Source organism: Salinivibrio sp. MA427 (assembly GCF_001996115.1).
GTDB classification, from domain to species: Bacteria; Pseudomonadota; Gammaproteobacteria; order Enterobacterales; family Vibrionaceae; genus Salinivibrio; species Salinivibrio costicola.
This window is the reverse complement of sequence record NZ_MUFH01000299.1, coordinates 1-2,927: the sequence shown is the minus strand read 5'-3', so window position 1 is coordinate 2,927 and position 2,927 is coordinate 1. Positions and strand designations below refer to the sequence as shown.

Below are 2,927 nucleotides of genomic sequence, written 5' to 3'. Positions count from 1 at the left end.
GTATTTTCTTATTCATCGCATGTCCTCTTGTGTACTTCAACTGACGTTAGCGGACTAACGTTTGTATAGTGCGATGTCTTTGTCCCAACACGCTATGTGTAAAGCGAAGGGGTGAGAGTACCGTTCATAAAAAACGTGTAACCTTGTTGCGACGTTAATCATTTCTGGTACTAGAGTAAATACTCACTCATAAAAAAGCATGATAGTGGGATGAGGTCTCTTTGCCGAGCATTTGGCCGTTTTTTAATAACATCCTGATAATGATAAAGAAGTGACGATGCGGCGTTAAGGCCGGTTGGCGGGCGTGAATACGAGAGGTTGCCGTTAAACATAACAGTAGACGGTAAAATAAAGCCGCTGGCGAGGCAGCGGCTAAACTGAAACGGGCGAGAGTTAGATACCGTCGCGTTCTAGCGGACAGCTCATGCAGCGTGCACCGCCTCGGCCTCGACCGAGTTGGTCGCCGGGAATAGAGAGCACTTTAATGCCGGCTTTATCATATTTTTCATTGGTGTAGGTATTGCCTTCGTAGCCAATCACGACGCCTGGGCGCACGGTCAGCACGTTGTTGGCATCGTTCCATTGCTCACGCTCGGCGGCATAGCTGTCGCCGCCGGTAGTAATGATGTTTAACGGGCCGACATCCAGCGCTTTTTCAATCGCGGTGAGGTAGCAAGACTGTGCTTCCACGTTAAGGCTGTCTTCCCCTTTACGGGTTAAGCGCCAGCAAGGCAAATCAGGGCGCATCACCGTGGGGTAGACTGAGAAAGTATGGATATCCATGTGGGTCATCACGGTATCCAGGTGCATGCATGAGCGGTTTTTCGGCAATTGCACCGCAATCACTTCTTTGGCTTGACCGCTAAACAGTAGGCTACGCGCTAGCTGTTCAACCCCTTGAGGCGTGGTGCGCTCGGACATGCCAATCAAGACCGCGCCGCGGCCAATGACCAGCACGTCGCCACCTTCAATCGCGGCGTTGTCGTAATCGCGGACCTCATCACCGAGGTAATTGACAAATTGGCTTTGCGCGAACTCAGGATGCCAGCGGTAAATGGCGCGCAAGTGATTGGTCTCTCGCTGGCGGGCGGATTTCGCCATTGGGTTGAGTGAGACGCCGCCATACACCCAGCAGGAGGTATCGCGGGTAAACAGATGGTTGGGCAGCGGCTCAATCACGAAGTCGGTTTTGTCGTGCATCGCTTGCATCATCGAGGATGATTGCACGGGTAAATCGATATAGCTTAAGCCACCGAGCAGAATGTCCGCGAGCGTGTTGTGGTCGATATCGGCCATGTAGGCGCGCACATCGTTGGCAAATTGATAGCCAAGACGGTATTGGTTGAGCTGGGTGTCGAGCAGCCATTGCTTGGCATCAGGTTCGGCTAATGTCTCAACCAGTAAGTCGTGCAGTAGGTGCACCTGCACGCCTTGATCCGTGAGTGTGCGGGCGAACATATCATGCTCTTCGCCGGCACGCTCTACCGCCAGAACATCATCAAACAACAAATCGTGGCAGTTAGATGGCGTTAGGTGGTTTAACGCTCGTTCAGGGCGATGAAGCAGAACGCGCTTCAGTTGCCCAACTTCGGATCCAACGTAAAACTCACTCATGGTAGGTCCTCTTTTTCCTTAATACGGGCCAGGCAATGAGACAAACAGCGCCTTGCACATCCGGGATGTGTGCTCACCGATAAGGTGGGAATGCGGGCCGTTTGCACAGGGTGGGCGTGTCTCATGTCCTCCTTGGATGGTCGAATAATGACAACCTTCCGAGGGGAGGTCAATGTTACAAATCACTAACAATCTCGCCAAACTAGCAAGGTCACAGAAAATTCATCAACTTGGCGGTTTTATCGTCAGCTTCGCGGTGAGCGAACGTGGCATTTTTGCCGAAACCGTGCCATATTGCGCCCGTATTCATTTTCTGGAGTCGCGCTTATGTCACAGGCTGAACTGATTGAACAACAACACCAAGAGACGCGCATGATTATCGAGGAGCTTCTCGCTGACGGCAGTGATCCGGATGCGTTATATACCATTGAGCACCATTTATGTGCCGATACCTTTGCGGCGCTGGAAGATGCGGCGGTCGAGGCCTTTAAAATGGGCTTTGAGGTAGCAGAGGCTGAAGAACTCGAGCTGGAAGAGGGCGGCACGATTGTTTGCTTTGATGCGGTAATGGAAACCGCCTTGAATGCCGAACGCATTGATGAGCAGGTAGAAAAGTTGGTGGCGTTGGCCGACAAGCACAACATTGATTACGACGGCTGGGGTACCTATTTCGAGTCGGATGAAGACGAAGAAAGCCCAGAAAGCGAGTAAATTTACTCGCACCAGTAAGCCTCAAAAAGCCACGTTCGCGTGGCTTTTTATTTGCCTGAACTTGTTTACAGCACCTTTATCATGGTGACTTCACAGCTGTCGTGACCGGTGTTTCCCATCCTAGGACACGGCACAAAACCGAGTGACTGATACAAGGCAATGGCGGCGGTGAGGTTGGCGGTGGTCTCGAGGTAGCAGCGCTGATAGCCCCATTCTCGCGCCGTATCCATCGCCTTGACGGCTAACCGCTTTGCGATGCCTTTGCCGCGTAATGCTGGCAGAAAGTACATCTTCTGTAGTTCACACACACCATCGTGCCCAGGCAAAGGGGCGACACCGCCACCGCCGAGGATCACTCTATCTGCTTCAATCACCCAATAGGCGGCATGCGGGTGCGTATATTGTTCGCTGAGATAATCGAGGGTGGGATCGGCCACGCTAAATCCGGCATCGGCACTAAGACCATGTTCGGCCGAAACGCGACGAATGACATCGGCAATGGCAGGGTTATCGCTCGGCGCAATTAAGCGCACATCGAGGGACGCAGGGGCGTGTGAGTCAGCCTTGCGTAAATTTTGGGGGCAATCCTTAGCCATTAATAC

Annotated in this window: 3 protein-coding genes; 1 reads left to right on the top strand and 2 read right to left on the bottom strand. The window is 52.4% G+C overall.

Annotated features, from left to right (window positions below):
* Positions 1–393: 393 nt before the first annotated feature.
* Complete coding sequence (arcA, locus tag BZG79_RS13550; RefSeq protein WP_021022643.1) at positions 394–1,614, bottom strand: arginine deiminase; 1,221 nt, start codon at positions 1,612–1,614, stop codon at positions 394–396.
* Between the two features lie 327 nt (positions 1,615–1,941).
* Between arcA and rraB the strand changes: the two genes are divergently transcribed.
* Positions 1,942–2,325: a ribonuclease E inhibitor RraB gene (gene rraB / locus BZG79_RS13545; protein ID WP_021022642.1), complete on the top strand. Its 384-nt coding sequence runs from the start codon at positions 1,942–1,944 to the stop codon at positions 2,323–2,325.
* A gap of 65 nt (positions 2,326–2,390) precedes the next feature.
* Here the strand turns inward: rraB and BZG79_RS13540 are convergent.
* The coding region (locus BZG79_RS13540; protein ID WP_242414195.1) for a GNAT family N-acetyltransferase at positions 2,391–2,927 on the bottom strand (537 nt) is incomplete at its 5' end.

Bases quoted from the DNA above. Each gene is read 5' to 3' on its own strand.
- arcA (WP_021022643.1), bottom strand. From the start codon at position 1,614: ATGAGTGAGTTTTACGTTGGATCCGAAGTTGGGCAACTGAAGCGCGTT.
- rraB (WP_021022642.1), top strand. From the start codon at position 1,942: ATGTCACAGGCTGAACTGATTGAACAACAACACCAAGAGACGCGCATG.